A 19,122-nucleotide genomic window follows, 5' to 3' on the forward strand; every position below is an offset into this window, starting at 1 on the left:
CTCATTCGAATTGTTTTAGGGTTTTTCTTGCCATTTCCAGCATCGACAGCCGCTGTTTCATCGCTTCTTTCGACAAGTAGGCATGAGCTTCAGACTCCTGCCAGCCCTGGGCCGCCATCAGCAGGACCTTGGCCTTGTTGATGTCGGCCTGGTGCTCCAGACGCTCCTGCAACTGGGCATTCTTCTGCATCAAGCGGGCCTGGGCTTCGCTGTTGCTTCTGGCGCACACCAACGCCGGAAGCACCTTGTGGTTGTCCAGAGGCAGCACCATCACGCCGTGACACCCCAGCTCCAGGATTTGCGAAAGAATGGTCGGGCTCTCGTACTCCACCAAGGCGATGGCGGTCAGGCGTACGCCGCCCTGGGCCAGCAGCTTGCCCAGCTCGGCATGGTGGCGGCCTTCGAACACCCCGCAAAACACCAGGTCGGTGTGGGTGTCGAACGCCTTGGGCGGTGGCCAGCACTGCTTCACCGAGCAGCCGATACGCATCAGTTGCAACACCAGGGCATCAGTGATTTCACTGGGCGGACAAACGATGCCCACGTGCAGTTCACGCAGCGTGTTCAGGATGTTCGACGTGCTCATGAGGGGCCGCCTCCCATCATGCTCAAGGTCCAGTCGTCCAGGTTGTGAACCACCACATAGGGGTCAGGGCGGATGGTCGTAGACGATTGCCATTTGATGCAGATCTGCCCGCGCGCATCGATCTCGCCGATACGTGAAAACAGGTGCGAGTGGTTGTTCTGCTGCTCCACCTGCACCCTGCCCTGGGGGCTATCCATGCTCGCGTGGTACAGGTGATTGCGGATTACCTCCACCTCCAGGCTGCCGGTGGCATTTACCGCCTGGCACAGCATGCGCATCTGGCAGTACGCCGCCTCGGCCCAGGCAGTGATGCGCACATCGGCCGGAAAGAACGCACGGCACTGACTGACGAATGCGTTGCTTTGCGGTGACTCGACGCTGGTGAAGTAGGGTGCCACGACGATGTTGCCACGGGCCGCCTCGGCCCCCATTTCGGCAATTTCTGCCTCGCTGGTAGTCAAGCTGGCGATCGGCGGCCGAGGGCCATTGCCATAGCGCTGCGCCATTGCTTGGTAGAAGCTTGCCGTCCCCGTACCGACCACGGTCGAGAACACCACGTCAGGGGCAGAACGCACCACCCGCTCGACCACCAGGGCCAGGTCATCGGCCGAGGGGTACAGGGGCATGTAGGCTTCTTCCACCACTTCGCCACCATGCTGCTTGTACAGGTGGCGCATGACATGGTTGCTTTCCCGCGGGTAGATGTAGTCGGAACCGACGAAGGCGACCCTGGCGCCGTAATGACGTGTCAGGTATGCCGCCAGAGGCGCGCTATTCTGGTTAGGTGCCGGCCCGCCGTAGATGATATTGGGCGAGTACTCGAAGCCCTCATAGGGCGTGGGATAGAACAGCAAGCCATCGGCGCGCTCGATGACGGGCATCACGGCTTTGCGGGTGTGCGACATGTAGCAGCCGAGCATCAGGCGCACACCGTGGTTGCGCACATAGTCGTCACACAGATTGCGATAACGGTCCGGGTCGCCCCCGGGGTCGCCGACCAGGGTCAGAACCGGTTCGCCAAGTACGCCCCCCTCGCGGTTAACCTGTTCGACCGCCAGCAGCGCGCCACAGCGCTGCGAGCGTTCAATGGCTGCGGTAACGCCGGTTTCGGCGAACAGCAAGCCCACCTTCAATTGCCTGTCTTGTCTACTCATCACACCATCCTGTGACAACCGTCATGTCGGCAACGAAAAACGGATGCGCCCGCGCTCAAGGTGGCCGGCCACCGTCATGCACGTCACGTCTGCCTGGCATGGGATGCGGTTACCAAGCAGGTACTCGGCCAGTGGCACTTCCAGCTCATGGCGGATAAAGCGCTTGAGCGCACGCGCGCCAAACTCCAGGTCGTGGCCTTCGCTGGCCAGCTTGCCAACCACCGCCGCATCCAGCTGCAGGTGGCAGTGATGCTTGGCAAGGCGCCGGTTCAGGCGCGACACCTCCAGTTCAACGATGCGCTCGCTCACCTCCTGTTCGATGGCATTGAACACCACAGTGCTGTCGATGCGGTTGACGAACTCGGCAGAAAAACGCTTCACCAGGCGCCGCCGCACCAGCCCCAGCAAACGCTCGCGTCGCCCTGCCTGCAGGCCAAGCAGACGCCGCAGCGGCGCCAGCGGGCCCAGCCGGTGCTGGCGTATTTCGTCTGCCGCCAGGTTGCTGGTCATGAACACCAGTGTGTTACGGAAATTGAAGCTCTTTTCACCGGAGGCCAAGCGCAGCAGGCCATTGTCGAACACATTGAGCAGCGCCTGGGACACCTCCTTGCTGGCCTTTTCCAGCTCATCGAACAGCACGATCCCAGGGCGCCCTTGGCTCCCGTCCAGCAGCGCCTGATCAAACAGCGTGCGGCCTTCCTTGGCGCCAGCATAGCCCGGTGGCGCGCCGGTCAGAGCAGCGGCGTAGTGTTCCTGGGCCAGCGTGTTCATGTCGACCCGGCAGAAGGCATCGGCATCACCGTGCAGGGCGCGGGCCAGGGCACGCACGACCTCGGTCTTGCCGACCCCGGTCGGGCCGAGGAACAATGCCGTGAACAGCGGGCGGCGCGGGTCGAGAATATCCGCACGCACCACCGTGAGCACATCTTCGATGGCCTGCAAGGCTTCGTCCTGGCCCAGCACTTCGTTGCGTACTACCTGCATGACGGCAGCGACATCGAAGCGGAAACGCGACTGCAGGGTGTCTTCGCTGCGCAGGTGGGTCTCGACGATTGCCCGGGTGTGGCAGTTTTCGGCACTCAGTGCAGCACTGGAGGACGCATCGCGACGCGTCTGCTCCAGCAGGTCGTTCAAGAACGGCATGGTCTTCCCCTCGCTTTGTGAAACAGCGTGCCCGCAGGCACGCTGGGCAACCCCGTCAGCGGGCTTCCTTTTCCTTGGCATCGTAGGGAAGGCTGCCGACCGGGCACTGCGCCACCCCCGAGGTGCGCCGGGTCAGGGCCTCGACGTTCTCGCGGGCCTTCTCGGCATCCAGCACCCAGGTGCGGTAGAACTCGAATGGGCATTCGGCAATGCCGCGGTCGCCGTCGCCAGACAAATGCATACCGCTGTAGCCACGGTGCAGGATCTTGTACAGGTGGTTTTGCGACTGGTCGTTCTGCCGCGCATCGCGAATTTGCGAGATCGACAGCTGGGCGTACTGGATACCCATCTCCTCTTCACCGCACTCGCCGAGTGTACGACCATCGAAACCGATGATTGCCGAGTGACCGAAGTAGGAATACACACCATCGAAGCCCGCGGCGTTGGCCACTGCAACGTAGCAGTTGTTAGCCCACGCCATGGCCTTGGCCATCAGCACCTGCTGGTCCTTGGCCGGGTACATGTAACCCTGGCAGCGCACGATCAGCTCGGCGCCTTTCATGGCACAGTCGCGCCAGATTTCCGGGTAGTTGCCGTCATCGCAGATGATCATGCTGATCTTCAGGCCCTTGGGGCCATCGGCAACGTAGGTCTGGTCGCCCGGGTACCAACCCTCGATCGGGCACCAGGGGATGATCTTGCGGTACTTCTGCACGATCTCGCCATTGTTGTCGATCAGCACCAGCGTGTTATAGGGGGATTTGCGCGGGTGCTCTTCATGGCGCTCGCCGGTCAGCGAAAACACGCCCCAGACATTGGCCTTGCGGCAGGCCTGGGCGAACACTTCGGTTTCCACGCCGGGTACGGCCACGGCGGTTTCCATCATTTCGGCCGGGTCATACATGATGCCCTGCAGGCTGTACTCCGGAAAAATCACCAGATCCATGCCCGGCAGCCCCTGCTTCATGCCGACAATGATGTCGGCGATTTTCCTGGCGTTTTCGAGCACTTCATCGCGGGTATGCAGGCGCGGCATCTTATAGTTGACCACGGCGACGCCGACGGTGTCATTGCTGCTGGAAATATCACCATGACGCATGTTGACCACCTCTTGTTGTTATTTTTCAGGGACGAAAAAAAGCCCTCTCCGCATGCGGAGAGAGCTCATTTGCTCTTTGGGTTCGGGGTGGAGGCCGCGACATCGCCATTGATGCGCGGCTCCTGACAACCAACGGTATATGCCGGGTGTGGCGGCTTGTCAACCCGCCATCAACCGTTGCCGCTTCAGGCGCCGAGCGAACACAGCACGCTTTGCAGCTTGTCTCGGGTGGTATTCGTGCACGCCTGCATGGGCTCGCGCAGCTCGTCTGCAATCAGGCTTTGCAGCTGCAACGCCGCCTTGACCACGGCCGGGTTGGGCTCGGCAAAGGCCACTTTGATCCAGGGCAGCAACTGGTAGAACGTACCACGCGCGGCGGCCCAATCACCGCTGTCAACCTGCCGCACCATGCGTACGTACAGGTCGGCGCGCACATGTGCGGAGGCTGAAATGGCCCCTGCCCCACCCAGGCACAGGTTATTGAAGATCTGCAGGTCTTCACCGGCCAGCACCTGGGCGTGGCCGTCCTCGATCAGGGCCATGGTCGTCTCGCTGTCACCACCACAGTCTTTCACCGCTGCAATGCGTGGATGGCGCACGATACGGCGCAGGGTTTCACGTTCGATGCGTACGCCAGTGCGGTAGGGAATGTCGTAGACGATCACTGGCACGCTGGCGGCATCGGCCACGGTGGCGAAGAAGGCTTCGATGCCAGCCTGCGAAGGGCGGATATAGCAAGGTGCGGGAACCAGCAGTCCGCCAATGTCACGTTGCTGGATTTCAGCCTGGAAGGCCAGCAACTCACCCAGGTTGTAACCTGACAGGCCCATCACCACCCTGCCAGGCTCCACCCAGGCCAGCACGGCATCCAGCACTGCCAGTTGCTCGGCCTTGGACAACGCCGCTGCCTCACCCGTGGTACCGCACACCACAAAACCGGCCACACCGTCTTCGAGCAGCTTCTTCACCAGCTTTTCCAGGCCTGGGAAGTCGATTTCATTGGCGCGCATTGGCGTGACGAGGGCGATCCAGATACCACGGAAATTCGACATGCAAAAACTCCTGATGTTGACCGAAAGTCAGCGTCAGCAGGGCGAAGAGTGGAAGTGGTGGCAGGGATACCTGGCGCCTTCTGTCTCGTCAGCCCACCTGACGAGACAGCGCGCCTCGGTCAGATGAGCGGCTGTTTCTTGGATTTCTTGGCAACGGCAACGCACGCGTCTGCCTGAGCGATGAAGCCCGAAGCGGAAATGGCGTGGTTGGATGTGGACATGCTGGCAAGCCCGTTGCGTAGGTATGGCTGGATAATGGTGGGGCGGCGTGCCTGGTGTCAACCCTTGGCCCGCATCGCCCCGTGCAGGCGCGCCCCTTGCAACGCAGCGATTGCCGTCACCGCCACTCGCTGTAAGGCTCCAGCGGTGTCACCGGCAGGGCCAGGTTGCCTCGCCACGGTTCGAACAGGTAGCGCAGGTAGAGCATGCCATGGCTAGGCGCATAGTCATCGCTGTGCTGCCAGTCGAAGCCGCCGCCCAGTACCCACTGGTCACTCAGGCGCCGTTCGAACAGACCGCGCAGGCGGTAGCCCAACCCGCTGCTGTCGCTGGCTTCGGTCATCGCATCGATGTTGGAGTCGACGCCATAATTCGCCAGTACCTTGCGGTTGATGTGCGCGTCCGGGTACAAGCGGCTACTGCCACTATGAGCCTGAGACCAGCTGACGGAACCTTCCAGCAGCAGCGACCAGTCGTAGTTGCGCCAGGCATAACTGACCGGCACGCCCACCGAACTGTAGCGCTGCGGGCTGTAGTAACCGCCCTGCCCCAGGCTGTAGCCGCCCAGGTCCTTGTCATGGCGCCAGTGCATCAGCGTCACGCCAACACGGACACGCTCGTCGGCCTTTTCCACCACGCGGTGGTAAAAGCCGGCCATGGCCCGGGTCCGCTGGTTGTCGGCCACGTTCTCGCCGTACAGCCAATGGTGCCCCAGGCTGGCCCACACCCCGTTGTCGCCACCTTGGTCCCAGCTCAGGCCGAGCGTGGCGCCATTGGCAGTGACCCCGCCCCAGCGCACGCCCGTCGGGCGGTCGCGTGCGCCGGCGAACGACAGCAATGAATTGCTCATCGGCCGGCGCGAGGCGGTCAGCGACCAGCCAACCTGCCCGAGGTCACCGTTGACCGTTGCGCCGCCCAGCCAGTTGTTGATTGCATAGCCCTGGGTGGTGCCCAGGTCGAACGCCCAGCGGCTGCCCTGCCAACCCAACGCCAACAGGCTACCGTTTGCAGTCTGCGATCCCCCCGTGCACGCGGGCAGTGTTTTGCCGTCAGCGGTCTGGCCAACAAACTGGCAGCTGCCGAAGTCGGGGGTGTAGCTTCCCTGATCGTTCGGCTCGAACGACCCCGCATCCATGCCAATGCGCTCTACTCGCGCAAACGCGGTGCCCTCCTGCCAAGGAGTGTCGGCATGCAACAAGGTCGACTGGGTACTCAGCTCCGACGTGCCGGGCGTACCGTCATCCTCGCGCCAGCCGTAGTCATGCATCAGCGTCACATGGGTATTGCGCTGGCGATACAGGGCGTCCACATCACTGCGCAGGCTGCGGGCCAGCCAGTCGTCGCCATCCCGCTCGCGGCTGGCCAGGGTCAATGCACGGTCATCCCGTGGCGCTACGGCAGCACGGTCCAGCAACTGCGCATCAGCCATCGCTGCCGCGTAAAGGTCCAGTGCTCGATGAGGATCATCCTGCGCCACCAGGCGGGCTGCGTCGCGCCGCAACAACGGATCGGGTCGCGTCTGCTGCGCGGCAATCCGGTCAAGCAGCCTGGCCGCCTGATCGTGTTCACCCAGCGCGGTCCACACCGCCGCCAGGCGCCGCTGGGCGTTGCCGTCATCAGCGGCAAATTGTGGCACCTTCACGCCCAGCATGTGCCGGGCCTGCTGCAGGTTGCCTTCGGCCACGGCGCTTTCCATCACCCCAAGGCGTGCATCAGGACGCCCAGGCTGCGCGACCAGCACACGCTGGTAATAGCTGCGCGCCTTGCCATGTTCACCACGCGCGGCTGCCCAGTCAGCCAACAGCATCAAGTCGTCCGGGCTACCTTCACCACGCGCCAGGCCGGCTTCAAGCAAGGCTGTCGCCTCGGCACTGCGGCCTTGTGCCTGCAACTGCTGCGCAGAGGCCAGGGTCATACGCCGCTGAACACGCTGCTCCAGCGCGTGCATGTCCGCGCTCCAGGTCGCCTGAGGTACCGCCCTCAGACTGTCCAGAGCCAAGGCATCACGGTCGCTGGACTCCAGGAACAGGCCGTGGGCATAGCGCGTTGCCGGATCACGTGGCTGGTGCTGCACCAGCCTGGCAAATGCCGCGTCGGCCTCGCCAGTGCGCCCTTGGTGACGCAGACTGTTGGCCAGCTGATACACCAGCCAAGGCTCATCGGGAGCCAGGGCTGAAGCCTGGCCCAGCACATGGCTGGCCGTCGACCAGTCCTCGCGCTGCAGGGCTTCGTCCCCTTGCTGGCGCAGGCGCGCAAGTTCCAGGCTGCGTCGCAGGCTGGCGAACTGCGCCTGCTGCCGTGGTGGCAGGCTGTCCAGGTATGCCTGCGCCTTGCCTGGCGACTGCGCCTGGTAAACGCGCATCAAGCCACGCACGGCACTTTCGTTATCCGGCGCCATACGCCGTACCTGCAGGTACTGCCGCTCGGCAGCCGCCACATCGCCCTCGGCCAGCGAGACATCTGCCAAGCCCAGCAACGCGTATTCATCCTTTGGCCGTTGCTGGCGAGCCTGCTGGTAAAGTGCGCGCGCACCGCGCACGTCTTTCACCTCCAGGGCCCGCTCGGCTTTCTTCAGCAGGGCCCAATACTGGCTGGACGACTCCAGGTCCTTCCATTGGCTGATCCAGTAGGTGTCCTGCTCCTTGGCGCTCGCCGCGCGGAACGCCGCATGGGCGTCTTCATGGTGGCCCTGGCGCATCAACGCATAACCCAGGGCCCCATGCAGGCTGGCATCGCCCGGGTACTGGCGCAGGGCGCGGCGCAGCTGCGTTTCCGCTTCGGCATTACGGCCCTTGTCGAGCAATGCCTTACCCCGTTGACCGGCCTGCCATGCCGGGTCGGCCAGCAGCTTGCGCTGCTGTTGCAAGGTCTCGCTGGCCTGTGCCAACAACGGCGAAGCCGGGTAACGCTGAAGAAAGGCTTGCCAGGCTGCCGCGCTGGTGGCACTCACGGCTTGCCCGGACAGGTAGTCGAACTCGCGCTGGGCAGCGGCATCCCGTGCACCGGGGTCTCGCGCCAGCTGATCGAGCAGGGCCAAGGCCTCGCGGTCACGCTTTTCGGCGAACAACCAACCGGCCAGGGTCTGGCGCAGCCCGGCGCTGCCTGGGTACTGCTGATCCAACCGCTGCAACTGGCGGATCGCCTCAGGGCGTTGGCCTGGCAGGTTGCCGCGCACGCGCCAGTAGTCCAGGGCCAATTCAAGGCTGGGTGGTTCGCCGGCAAACAACTGTTCGTACACCGCCAGCGCCTCTTCGTTACGGCCGGTAACCGCCAGCAGACGCGCCTGCTGCAAGCGCCGCGCAGGCGCCGGTTGTTGAAGTTCAAGCAGGCGTGCGGCCTGACGTGCTTGCAGGCTGCCAGGCGCCACGGCACTGATCCGCGCACTCAACTGCTCGGCTTCACTGCTGTTCTTCTCGCGCAATGCCAGGCTCAAGGCCGCCAGCAATACCTCCGGGTTGCGCGGCTCAAGCAACTGCAAACGGCCCAGCGCATCGCGCACCAGGTCGTCACGGTGCAGCGCTTCGCCACGGCGTACCTGGTCCAGCAGCCATTGGCGCTGTTCATCGATATCCTTGGGTTGTGCATCTGCCTGGCAGGTTATTGCCGCCAGCATCAACACGCCGATCATTCGCTGCATGGCGCACTCCAGGCCGGCAACAGGCGGCCGTGCGGGTCAAAACGGTAACGGGCCTCGTCGAAGCCCTGGCCGAACAGCGCCAGCACCTGGCTGTAGTACGCCTTGGCCTCGACCGGTTGTTCGCGCAAGCGCTGGCGCTGGGCCGCCAGGCCGGCCACGTGCTCTGGCGAGGCAGCAAGCAATGGCAGCAAGGCCGCAGAGAAACCTGCCGGGCCATGGCCGCGGGCTTCACCGCTGCGTGCATCCAGGTGCTCAGGAGGTAGCCCCTGGCGCTGGGTCAATGCCGCCATCGGCGCATAATGGGCCACCAGTTCGCGGCGTTGCGCCGCCCCCTCGGCCAACATGCCGACCCACAGGTACACACGAATGGCGTCATAATCACCGGCATTGCCATGTTTCGTGTCTGCCGCTGGCTTTCCGGCCGGCGTCCACAGCAACCAGTCCGGGGCAAAGCCCTTTGGCGACGATGCCAACCACAAACGCCGCGTGTTGGCCGCCAGCTCCCCCCACAAGGGGTCCACCTCGCTGAAGCGGTCGAGCAACTGCAGCGGCAGGTAGCTGGGGTTCAGGCGGGTACCCTGGGCGTCTTCGAAGCCGTAGTCACCTGGCAGCAACATCACGCCAAGGCCTGGAAGCTTGCGCACGGTCTGCGCGGCGATACGCCACAGCAGGTGCTGGCCCAGTTGCGTGTAGGCCGGCTGGTCCCACAACCGCCCTGCTTCCAGCAGGCTGTAGGCGATCCACAGATCGGCATCGCTGGCGTTGTTGGCGTCCAGCACCTGCCACTGCTGCTGCCCGTCACGGCCCCACAGCCAGGCAGGCAGATGCCGGGCCAGGTCACCCTCGGCGAGGTTGTTGCTGGTCCAACGCAGCAACTGCGCGAAGGTTTGCCGGTCGTTACCTACCAGGGCGAAGAACAACGCGTAACTCTGCCCTTCCGAGGTGGTGATCAGGCGCTCGTCACTCGGGTCGATGACCCGCCCATCCACACTCACCAGCTCGGCCTTGAACCGCTCCCAGGCAGGCCATGAGCAAACCGACCCGGCATTGGCAAAGACGGGCAGGCCTAAGGCGACCAGCCCTACCAGCATCTGACGCATCATCACCCCGCCTCACCCAAGCGGCGCTTGCCTGCCCAGCGCAGTGCCCGCCACAACAAGAAGGCGAACAGCACCACGCAAACAGCCGCGATCACCGCCAGCAACACAGGGTGCTCGGACAAGTGGAACCACAGCAGCAGCCACCACGGCAGCGCGCCCACGAAGTAGTGCTCGCCGACGAACTGGCTGCTCACGCCACTGCTGCGTACCAGCGTTACCGAACCCGCCACCGCATCGAGCTTGCCTACATCGCCAAGCACGTCGCGCAGCAATGCGTAATCGCTGTCGCTGTTGGCCAGCAAGGCCACAACACTGCGCTGCTCGTGGAACGGCGACTTCAGCCCGGTGATGGCCGCAATCGGCGCCTGGGCGCTGACCGCCACGCGGCTGCTTGCAGCCACCGGCTCAGTATCGAAACGCTGGCCACCGGGCAGCGATGCGCTGCGGCCCTGCAGCAACCAGTCACGCTGGGCGCTGAGCAACAGGCCAAGGTCGGGCGCGTCGCGCAGGGCCTCGGGCAGGCTGCCGATCAGCAGCAAGTCGGCGTCTGCCGCTGCGACCTGTTGCCAGTCGTCGATCAATTGCAGGCCAAGCGCCGGGTAACCGATCTGTCCGGCCAACCCGCCAACCGTGTCGAGCAAAGTGCCGACCTGCATCGCCGTAGGTTTGGCCGGCATGATGACCAGCGTCTCGGACAGGTCGGCCATGCGGCTGAACGGGAAGCCACTGCGGGCGAATGCACGCAGGTCGGGCATGGCGATGTAATGGTGGTAACCGGAAAGGTCGATGGTGGAGTTGTCGTCGATTGCTGCACGCACGTCCACCGGCAGCGAGGTCTGGCAGCGATCGCGCTGGGCGCTGCCCAGGGTACTGGCAAAGCTGAAGTCGAAGCGCAGGCGGTTACGGTCGCCAATCTTCAGCGCCGGCACCAGCGAGTTCTCGGTCAATGCAGTGTTGTCACCGGACAGCACTGCCAGGCGCATTTCTTCAAGGGTACCGCCGCGCCGGTCATTGCCCACCAGCGGCATGCTGGTGATGTACTGATCGTTGACGCTGATGCTCAGGCGCGATTCGTCGGTCACCGCTGGCGCTGTATAGCGGTACAGGGTGCGCAGCGGAATACCCTGGTTGCGCCAGACGAACAAGTCGGGCGGCAGGTTCAGTTCCAGTGTCACCGGCCGCGGTTGCAGGCCGCTGACTTGCAGTTGCTCGGGGTAATCCAGCAGCTCGGCAAATCGAACCGGCCGGTCGGTGCGCGTCCAGTTCGGCGCATCGTAGGGCTGACGCGGTTGCAGCGCGGTCATCTGTTCCACTTTGACGCGCGCGCCGCGGAACAGATTGTTGCCGACCGCCAGCGCCGAGGCGGCCTTGATCAGGTCGTCGTCGTTACGGCCCAGCACCAGCAGCACTTTGCTGAAGCGGTCGTCCGGGTGATCGATCACCTGCAGCACGGGGCCGTCGACTGGCGGGAACTGCTGCAGATCGGCGAGGAACGCCGGGCGACGGTCGTTGCTGGCAAACACGATGCTCGGTGCAGGTTTTTCGCCACGGGCCGGCAGGTGGTTGTACAGCACAGGGAAGCTGGCCTTGCGCCAACCGGCCTGGCTACCGAAGTAGGATGCCAGGATTGCCGCCGCACGCTGCTCGCCCAGGCTCGGCACGCCGCTGAACACCACCGGCAGCACTACCTTGCCGGTGTCGCGGGTATCGAAGAACGGCAACGGGAAATACGCCAGGTCGTTTTCCAGCACCAGCGCCTGCTCGTGCAACTGTACCTGGCTCTTGCGGTTAAGGTTAAGCCACAGGCCGCTGTGCGCCGGGTCTTCGCAGACATCGGTATAGTGCCCGACAAACTCCAGACGTACCCGGTTGAAGTCGCCGAGCAGTTTCGGGTCCAACGGCAGCTGGCGACGCACACGCTGGCCCAACTGCTCTTTTTCCACCGGAACTACGCCCATCAGCTCGTCGTTGAGGTAGACGCGCAGGTGCGACAGGTTCGGCAGCAAGGCTGGCGAAGGCGTGTAGTCCAGTTGCAAGCTGGCATCGGTGGCCAGGCGATCGCGACGCAGGCCGAACTCAATATGCTCGCTGTTGCGTACCCCCAGCAGCAGGCTGTCGGACGCATGTCCAAGCTGCTCGAAGGTTTTTGCAACCTGCCAGTTTGGTACCGTGGGTGTGGGTACCGCAGGCTCGGCAAGCGGAGCTACAGAAGCAGCAGCGGCGCTCTGCGACAAGGCGGTAAACAGCGCCATCGCCAGGCCCCAGGTACGCGCGGGATAACCAGTCATCATGCGTCTCGATCAACAGGGTTCATGGAAGGGATTGCCCGCGGTGTGCGGGGCCAGTAGCTGGCCAGCCACAGCGCCAGCGAACGCAACGGGCGCAACCACGCCCGCAGCCATGGCGGCATGTGCTCGACCAGGCGCACGTAACCGACGCCGCCCAGCTTCAACACATCGATCAGGCTGCGCAGCGGGCGCTCGACCTCGTGCTGCTCGTTCCAGCCAAGCCAGGCATCGGCGCGGGCAAAGGTGCAGTGGACCAGGTCGATACGCTGCTGCAGGGCGAGGTCGCGGAACACCAGGCCCACGTGTTGCCCGACGGTACGGGTGACGCACGCCTGGAAGGCGAACTCGCGCTGGCCGCGGTTGAGCAGCAGGCGTACCTGCTCCCCCGGTTTCAACTCCAGACCGGGCTGTACCTGCAGGCCGATACCGCCGTCGGAGTAGTCGACCAGGGTGCAGGGGTAGGCATGACCGCTGGCCAGCATCAGCCCCGCCGGCAAGCGCATCTGCACCCGATGGGCGCGGCGCACCTGGCGCACTTCGGCGGCCACCGCAACTGCGGCACCGATGATCAGCAGGTTGTAGATCACCCACAGCGAGCTGACGATCACCGTGCCGATTTCTGCCGTTGGGCCAGTGACCAGGCGCCACACCGCAAAGCCCAGACCCACCACGTTGAGCGCCGCCAGCCACAGGTAAGGCTGGGCGATACGCCAGTCGAACTGTTCCTGCTCCATCAGGCCGCCCTTGGCGGTGACGTTGAACGTGCCTTTTTTCGGCGCGAACAGCGCCACCGTGGTCGGGCGGGCGATGTACCAGGCCAGTACGGTCTCGTAGACCTCGCCCCAGAAGGTTTGTCGGTACTTGCCCTGCATGCGCGAGTTGGTCAGGCTGGCGTGGATCATGTGTGGCAGCACGTACAGCAGAATCATCAATGCCGGTGCGTAGATGATGTAGGCATGCAGCAACAGGAACGCCAGTGGCGCCGTCAGGAACACCAGCCGCGGCAGGCCGGCCAGGAAGTGCAGCATCGCGTTGGCGTAGCACACCCGCTGGAACAGGCTAAGGCCACGCCCGAACAGCGGGTTGTCGGTGCGGAAGATCTGCACCATCCCACGGGCCCAGCGAATGCGCTGGCCGATGTGCGCCGACAGGCTTTCAGTGGCCAGGCCCGCAGCCTGCGGAATGCTCAGGTAGGCTGACGTCCACCCTTGGCGATGCAGGCGCAGGGCGGTGTGGGCATCTTCGGTCACGGTCTCGACGGCAAAACCACCGATGCTTTCCAGCGCAGTGCGGCGCAGCACGGCACACGAGCCGCAGAAAAACGCCGCGTTCCACATATCGTTGCCGTCCTGGATCAGGCCGTAGAACAGCTCCCCTTCGTTGGGGCGGCGGCGGAACGAGCCGAGGTTGCGCTCGAACGGGTCAGGCGAGAAGAAATGGTGCGGTGTCTGCACCAGCGCCAGTTTAGCGTCCTTGAGGAACCAGCCCACGGTCAGTTGCAGGAAGGAGCGCACCGGCACATGGTCGCAGTCGAAGATGGCGATCAACTCGCTGTCGGTGACGCCCAGCGCATGGTTGAGGTTGCCGGCCTTGGCATGCTTGCTGTCGGGCCGCACGATATACCCTACCCCGACTTCGTCGGCAAAGGCACGAAACGCGTCGCGGCGGCCATCATCGAGGATATAGATGCGCAGGCACTCGCGTGGCCAGTCCAGGCCCAGCGCGGCCATTACCGTGGTGCGCACCACTGACAGGTCTTCGTTGTAGGTGGGGATCAGCAAATCGACGGTTGGCCAGTGCCTGGCGTTGGCCGGGAGGTTTGCCGGCTTGCGCTGCAATGGCCAGCTGGTCTGGATGTAACCCAGGATCAGCACGAACCACGAATAGGTTTCTGCCGCCAACAGGATCACCCCGAATATCAAGTCGGTGGTGTCGTTCCAGTTCAGGGTCGAGGTGTAGCGCCACCACAGATAGCGGCACGAGATGATGGTCGACAGCACGATCAGCATCAGGGTCGGGAAACGCCCTGGCATGTGTCGCACCAGCAGGGCGATGACCAGCAGCAGGCAGATGAACATCAGTTGCGCCAGGTAGCCGAACGGTTCGGTCACGCACAGCAGGGCGAGGCTGAGGGCGAATACCGTCAGCACGCTATAGAACGCCCGCCGGGCAAACACGCTCAGGCCGCGCAGGCGTGCCGAGGCCTGGTGCTTGAAAGCACTGGCGCGGTAGCGCGCGGGTACCTGTTGCAATGCATCGATCAGCAGGCCGCGGTAGTGGCGCGCCACCCCGCCTGCCGCCCGCAGGTGCATGCGCACCGCGCCCAACGCGCGGCGGCCAGGCCCTGCTGTACGTGCCTGCGGTTGGCGCCGCAGCAACAACCACAGGCTCTGGATCAACAGACGCAGCGGGTCACCCAGGGTTGGGCGCTTGCCCGCCAGCTGCGGGTACAGGCGTTGGCGCTCGGCCAGCAGCGCCTGCCAGGCGGGTGACTCCAGGCGCAGAAACAGGAAGGCCAACCACACGCCGAGGGTGAACAGCCACGCGACCGGCAGACGCGCGCCACGGACAGTGAACCAGGTATAGGCCGACAGAGGGGTCAGGGTCACGGCTGGCGCCTCGTCAGACAGCGCACCGCCAGGCTTTGCACATCCCGGCAGGCCAGGCTCTGCGGTGCGTAAAGACCCAGGGGAGCCTTGTACGCCAGCGCTTCGAGGAAGGCTTCGTCGCGATGGACCACCTGGATCGGCAAGCGATCACGAAACAGGTCACGCCACACCATCAACAGGTCGCTCTGCAAGCGGCTGGCCGGGTCGTAGCGGTTGACCAGCAGCATGTCGAAGTGCTCGAGCGGGCGTCGCCCGAGCAGCAGGTGGCTAGCCATTTCGGCTTCTGCCACCAGTATCCGTACATCAGTCTCGATGCCATTGCCGGCGGTATCGCCCGGCAATTGCGGCAGGTCGTACAACAGCCAGTCGAAATGCTCGGCCAGCTCGACCTGGCGAGCGCGCCATGACTGCGCATCGGGCACACGGTGCTGCGCACCGCCAGGCAGGTTGCCGTACGGCAGCAGGCACAGGCCATCGAGCACCTGGTACACGGCATCACTGAACGGTCGCCCTTCCCGCTCGGCCAGCGCCCAGCCCTCGGACGTATCCAGCGGCAGGTTGAAGTGCAGCCCGAGCAAGTTGCTTGGGCACAGGTCAATCAGCAGCACCCGCTCGCCCACGCCCTGCAGCGCGTAGCCCAATGCAGCCAGCAAGGCGCTGCGCCCCAGGCCTCCGCGTACCCCATGCAATGCCAGGCTGGTCATGGCGCGACCCTCTCGCGCTGGGTGACAGCCGCGTACAGCGCATCGTCGCTGCTGGCCCTGCAGCTTTCACCCAGCAATGGCCAGCGCTGCAGGGCCTGCTGAACGCCCACCAGCATCGAGATGTCCTGGTAGTCCAGCTCTGGCATGTCCAGGTGCTGACGCAACTGGGCAATATCGTCGCTGCGGTCGGACGGGTCTGACTTGCCAGTGATCATGGGCGCTCCTTCGGAATGGGCTGCCAGTCAGGCTGGCCTTGCAGGCGCATGTAGGCACGGCCCTGGTAATTCAGCACCTGTGCGCCAGAGGTTTCGGCAACCTGCTCGGTGGTTGGCAGGTCGGTCAGCAGGCCGGGCACATCCAGCACCTGCTGCTGGCCGAGGCCCGCATACACACGCGAGATCAGCTCGGACAGCGCCAGGTAGCTGGTGGCAGCTGTGACCCGCAGCGGCTCGTTGCGGGCAGGCTGGCCCATGCCGATGAACTTCAGGCCGACCGGCACATGGGTAATCGACGGCGTGGGAATTTCGCGCATGCCAGACAACTGCATGCGGTCACCATGCAACGCGGCCCCATGCTCAGGGACAATGGCCACCACTACCCGGCGGCCACTGCGCTCCAGTTCGTCAAGGAAGGTGCCAAGCTCGCCAAACAGGCGATTGGCGCGGGTGGCATAGTCGGCCACGCGGGTACCGCCGTCGGCAGTGACGATACGGGTGCCGTCATGCAGGCTGATGCTGTTGTAGAACAGTGACACATGCTCGTCCGGGGTACCTTTGCGTTGCCCCCACCAACGGCGCAGGACATCCAGGTCACTGGCAATCGGCGAGCCGTCGAAGCCCACCAGCGCCCGTGGGAAGTCGGTATTGCGCATGCCGGGTTGCGGCATGTGCTGTTGGGTAATGTCGCCGATGAAGTTGTCGAACCGGCCGCTGTGGTTGAGCAAGGTGTTGCTCTGGAAACCCAGCCGGGCCAGGTTCTGGAACAACAGGCACTGCTCCGGAGCCGGTTGGTACAGGCCAGTGTGCGACGACTGTCCGCAGCTGGCACGCAGCACACGGATGGCGGCCGGGCCGCTGTAGGAGGTCGCCGAGTTGAACTGGTCGAAGATCACGTCCATGCGCGACAACAGCGGGTTGTCCCGCAGCCCCACGGCAGACAGATCCTCCCAGGCCAGCGAGCAGATGTTGATTACCAGCAGGTCGAACGGTTGCTCATCGGCATTCACGGCCGGGAACGCCGTCACCCGCTCGCGCTCACTGGCGAAGAAGCGCTCAAGCCAGCTGTCGAGCGTGGCATTGTCGGCTACTGCAGTGGCTGGCGCGGGTTCGGCTGCGGTGCGCGCCGCCACGCCGGGCGCCTGGCTTGCACCCAGCAACGGCAAGCCGCCGACCGACAGCCATGCCAACCCCAGCAGGCTCAGGGTGCTCAGGCGCAGCCAATGGCGTAGGTACAGGTAACCCACCAGCAACATTGCCAGCGCCCCCAGCAGGTTCCAGTTGATGAAGCGGCCCAGCAGCTCGAGCAGATAGTCCCACGAGAAGTCCAGCACCCCCGGCTGCGCCAGCAAGCGGCTGAAGGGTGGCAGCCAGGTGTCCTGGTAGAAAAGCGCGATACCGATTGGCACCGCCAGCAGTTGCCGGGCAATACGCAGCCACTGGCCCGGCAAAGGGATAAGCAGAAACGCAGCAAACAACAGGTTCGGCAGCGCCTGGAAGTCGAGCATGCCAAGTGCGACCAGCAGAAACTTTGCAAAAAAATAGAGGTTCCACCCTCCCAGTCCAGGCCAGCGGGCCAGTACCGGGAGGGTGATGGTGGTATTAGTCATTCTGGGGTTCCTGGCGTGCAGCGCGGCGGCGTACGCCCAGCGGTTTCAGGTAACGGGGGGGAAGGCGACGGCGCAACACGCCACGTAATGCCGAACACAGGCGCACGAGCAACAAGGCCAGGCCCAGCGTGACGAGTGCGGTAATGCCGACCACCTGCAGCAGTTGCACGAAGTTCATGCGCCACCCCGCTTGGCCAGGCCAACCTTGCGCGGTGCCAGTGCCGACCATGCCTGTGCAGGCAGTTGCGCCGCCGTGTCGCTGCGGGGTGGCTGCGGTAGGTTGCTGTCGAGGAAAGCCGGAGTGGCCAGGCTGTCGACACCGGCAAGCACCTCCTGGCTGATGAACAGCTCTTTCCATGACAGCTGGAAGATGTGGTCAAGCGCCTGCTCGACCCCTTCTGAGCGGCAAGCGAACAGGAACAGGAACAGCACCTCGCCAACCACGCAGGCAATGTCGCCATCACGGCGGAATACCGTACGCGAGCAAGCCTGCAGCGGGGTCAGGCCGGGCGCCGGACGCAACACCAGCAACTGGTGGACGATTTCGCCGTTGCGCACCCCGTGCCACATGCTTTGCACAGCCTCGGCGAACGCCCGTGGCGCTACCAACCCACAGATGGCCAGCGGCCGCAGGCGTGCCAGCAAGGCATCGAAGTCGGTTGGCAGGTGTCGACGCCAGACGTAACCCTGGATACTCTCGACCATGGTCAGGAAGCGTGACAAGCTGGCACCGAACGGCACGATCTGGCTGGCACCACAAGCCAGCAGCAACTGTTCGTCTTGATAACGCAGGGTCGGCGCCATTTCGCGCACCACCAGCTTCAAGGCGTTGCCACGCGACTGCCGCAGGTGGTGCAGTTGGCGCGCCAGGCTATCCAGACGCTGCCCACCGTCCATGGCAAAGATCACCGTGGCAGACACCGCCCGGCTGGCTTTGCCCCCCAGTTCCTCAAAGCTTTCGCAGACCTGCCAGTGTTCAGAGAAGGCTGGCGCGCCTTCCAGTACCGGGCGCTGGGCCAGGCACAGCAACTCGTCGCCACCGGTGTCGCTGGGTGCCTGAGGCGTGGCAGCAACGGCAAACCCCGCGCTCAGCCGAGTCAGCTCCATGTCCCGGGTGGCTGCTTTGCCAAGCGGGTTGCTCCAGAAATGCTGCAGGTAGCGCACCCCACCTTTGCCGCGGTACACCTGCCCCAGGCCGTCGAGGCACTGGTTGAAAACGCGCAGGCGCTCGACCAAGGCGGTGCTCTGTCCCCCACTGACGACCAGCAGCAACGCCGCTTCAGCCAACAACGCCGGGCGCAGCGCATTGCACCAGTGCTCGACTTCGGTATCCGCCCAGGCGTGTGCCGGTGCCAGCAGCACCAGCACACGCCCACGGGCATCAAGACGAGGCAGGTCTTCAACCAGATAACGGGTGGCTTGCGAGTTGGCCTCATACAACGCGAGCTCGGCCGGGCCGCGCGTTGCGTCGAGCGCACCCAGCACGTCATCCATGGCTTGCGCATCGGCGATCAGGGCTGCCCTGGCATTATCGGGCATGCCTTCGACCACCTGGCGGCATAGCAAGGAGGCGTCTTCGGCGGCGTCACAGGCTAACCAGTACAGTCCTTGTTGATGAAGCTGGCTGCTCTCGACGCTCAGGCCGGAAATCGCCAACAACTGCATTCCATTAGTCAAAACACTGGCTCTACAAAAGGTAAATTGAA

General features: G+C 64.2%; 14 protein-coding genes. All 14 read right to left on the bottom strand.

Annotation, left to right across the window (positions count from 1 at the left end):
- Position 1: 1 nt before the first annotated feature.
- Complete coding sequence (locus V6093_RS06760) at positions 2 to 586, bottom strand: ANTAR domain-containing response regulator (RefSeq protein WP_014753457.1); 585 nt, start codon at positions 584 to 586, stop codon at positions 2 to 4.
- Entirely contained in the window at positions 583 to 1,740 is a 1,158-nt protein-coding gene (locus V6093_RS06765; protein ID WP_012052054.1) for a transporter substrate-binding domain-containing protein, read from the bottom strand. Before V6093_RS06765 ends, V6093_RS06760 begins: the two co-directional genes overlap by 4 nt.
- Before the next feature lie 21 nt (positions 1,741 to 1,761).
- A complete protein-coding gene (locus tag V6093_RS06770) occupies positions 1,762 to 2,883 on the bottom strand; it encodes an AAA family ATPase (RefSeq protein WP_180688291.1) in 1,122 nt (373 codons plus the stop codon).
- Between the two features lie 55 nt (positions 2,884 to 2,938).
- Positions 2,939 to 3,982 carry an aliphatic amidase gene (locus V6093_RS06775; protein WP_014753460.1) on the bottom strand — a complete coding sequence of 348 codons (1,044 nt, stop codon included), beginning with the start codon at positions 3,980 to 3,982 and terminating at the stop codon, positions 2,939 to 2,941.
- 185 nt (positions 3,983 to 4,167) lie between these two features.
- Entirely contained in the window at positions 4,168 to 5,034 is an 867-nt protein-coding gene (dapA, locus tag V6093_RS06780) for a 4-hydroxy-tetrahydrodipicolinate synthase (protein WP_121783319.1), read from the bottom strand.
- Between the two features lie 337 nt (positions 5,035 to 5,371).
- The gene (gene bcsC, locus V6093_RS06785; RefSeq protein ID WP_267827766.1) at positions 5,372 to 8,890 is read right to left on the bottom strand and encodes a cellulose synthase complex outer membrane protein BcsC; all 3,519 of its coding nucleotides are present in this window, start codon (positions 8,888 to 8,890) and stop codon (positions 5,372 to 5,374) included.
- Positions 8,878 to 9,993: a cellulose synthase complex periplasmic endoglucanase BcsZ gene (bcsZ, locus tag V6093_RS06790; protein ID WP_265977672.1), complete on the bottom strand. Its 1,116-nt coding sequence runs from the start codon at positions 9,991 to 9,993 to the stop codon at positions 8,878 to 8,880. The genes bcsC and bcsZ overlap by 13 nt, the downstream gene beginning before the upstream one ends.
- Positions 9,993 to 12,281, bottom strand: coding sequence for a cellulose biosynthesis cyclic di-GMP-binding regulatory protein BcsB (gene bcsB, locus V6093_RS06795; RefSeq protein WP_014859244.1), 2,289 nt, complete (start codon positions 12,279 to 12,281; stop codon positions 9,993 to 9,995). The genes bcsZ and bcsB overlap by 1 nt, the downstream gene beginning before the upstream one ends.
- Positions 12,278 to 14,887, bottom strand: coding sequence for a UDP-forming cellulose synthase catalytic subunit (gene bcsA, locus V6093_RS06800; protein WP_265977676.1), 2,610 nt, complete (start codon positions 14,885 to 14,887; stop codon positions 12,278 to 12,280). The genes bcsB and bcsA overlap by 4 nt, the downstream gene beginning before the upstream one ends.
- Entirely contained in the window at positions 14,884 to 15,591 is a 708-nt protein-coding gene (bcsQ, locus tag V6093_RS06805) for a cellulose biosynthesis protein BcsQ (protein WP_014753467.1), read from the bottom strand. The genes bcsA and bcsQ overlap by 4 nt, the downstream gene beginning before the upstream one ends.
- Positions 15,588 to 15,806, bottom strand: a complete 219-nt coding sequence (gene bcsR, locus V6093_RS06810; protein WP_014753468.1) for a cellulose biosynthesis protein BcsR — start codon at positions 15,804 to 15,806, stop codon at positions 15,588 to 15,590. Before bcsR ends, bcsQ begins: the two co-directional genes overlap by 4 nt.
- The gene (bcsG, locus tag V6093_RS06815; RefSeq protein ID WP_406669747.1) at positions 15,803 to 17,416 is read right to left on the bottom strand and encodes a cellulose biosynthesis protein BcsG; all 1,614 of its coding nucleotides are present in this window, start codon (positions 17,414 to 17,416) and stop codon (positions 15,803 to 15,805) included. The genes bcsR and bcsG overlap by 4 nt, the downstream gene beginning before the upstream one ends.
- Positions 17,409 to 17,594, bottom strand: a complete 186-nt coding sequence (gene bcsF / locus V6093_RS06820; RefSeq protein WP_010953551.1) for a cellulose biosynthesis protein BcsF — start codon at positions 17,592 to 17,594, stop codon at positions 17,409 to 17,411. The genes bcsG and bcsF overlap by 8 nt, the downstream gene beginning before the upstream one ends.
- Entirely contained in the window at positions 17,591 to 19,081 is a 1,491-nt protein-coding gene (locus V6093_RS06825; protein ID WP_017148281.1) for a BcsE family c-di-GMP-binding protein, read from the bottom strand. The genes bcsF and V6093_RS06825 overlap by 4 nt, the downstream gene beginning before the upstream one ends.
- Between the last annotated feature and the right edge of the window lie 41 nt (positions 19,082 to 19,122).

It is taken from the genome of Pseudomonas putida group bacterium ESBL64 (genome assembly GCF_045277175.1).
Taxonomy (GTDB): domain Bacteria; phylum Pseudomonadota; class Gammaproteobacteria; order Pseudomonadales; family Pseudomonadaceae; genus Aquipseudomonas; species Aquipseudomonas alloputida.